Origin of the sequence: Paraburkholderia sp. BR14320, from assembly GCF_040948665.1 — a bacterium.
Classification (GTDB): Bacteria; Pseudomonadota; Gammaproteobacteria; order Burkholderiales; family Burkholderiaceae; genus Paraburkholderia; species Paraburkholderia youngii.
Genome location: NZ_JBFPKG010000213.1, coordinates 1 through 868 on the forward strand (window position 1 = coordinate 1; position 868 = coordinate 868).

At 63.8% G+C, this 868-nt stretch carries 1 protein-coding gene; it reads right to left on the bottom strand.

Features of this window, described 5'->3' with window-relative positions; all coding sequences use genetic code 11:
• Positions 1–172: 172 nt before the first annotated feature.
• The coding region (sctJ, locus tag AB3X89_RS39955; RefSeq protein ID WP_368588026.1) for a type III secretion system inner membrane ring lipoprotein SctJ at positions 173–868 on the bottom strand (696 nt) is incomplete at its 5' end.

Below are 868 nucleotides of genomic sequence, written 5' to 3' on the forward strand. Positions count from 1 at the left end.
CTCAGAGCGGCCACGTGCCCGGCGCTGACGGTGCGCGCCAGATTTGTCCGCAGCCGCCCGGCGATACAGCCAGCCGTACAGCTTCGCGAGATGGGTGAAGTCGGCCGAGTACGCGAAGACGCCATGCACCCCGAGGCCGAAGTTGTGGACAAAGAAACCGTGGATGCCGCCATCACGCAGCCGAAGACGGCTTTGCTCGCCGCCATTTGCCGGCGAGCGCCTTGATACGGGCGTAAATCCGCGAATCAAGCGGCGCGCTTGCGCGCCCGGCCGGCATGCCTCGCTGCAGCCACAGAAAGAGACTCGCGGCGCCAACGAGAGATACCAGCACCGCCGCGACCAGCGTGGGCAACCACGATGCCCGGGCCGGCGCGGGCATTGGCAAATCGACCGGATCGGCGACTACGGCGGTCACGCTGACCGCGTCGTAGGTCAGACCCTCGACGCTGTGCATCACGAGCGTCTTGATCTGCGACACGAGCGTGTTCACGTCGGAATCCCGACGGTACTTGATGAATACCGATGCCGTCGAAGGCTTCATCTGCTGCGCCAGCGGATCGTTGTCCGGCAGCACGATCTGCACGCGCGCGACGATCACGCCGTCGATCTTCGAGAGCGTCGCCGATAGTTCCTGCGACAAGCCGTAAATGAAGCGCACGCGTTCCTCTGTCGGCGTCGAAATGAGGCCGTCCTTCTTGAAAAGGCTACCCAGATCGTCGTACCGGCTATGCGGCAGGCCGCGCTCGCGCAGCACCTGCATCGCGCGAACCAGTTGCCTGTCATCGACCTCGAGCACCCACGTCTTTCCGTTGTCGGTTGTGCTTTTGGATGCGTCGACGCCCTGCTCAAGCATCGCCACCATCATTTC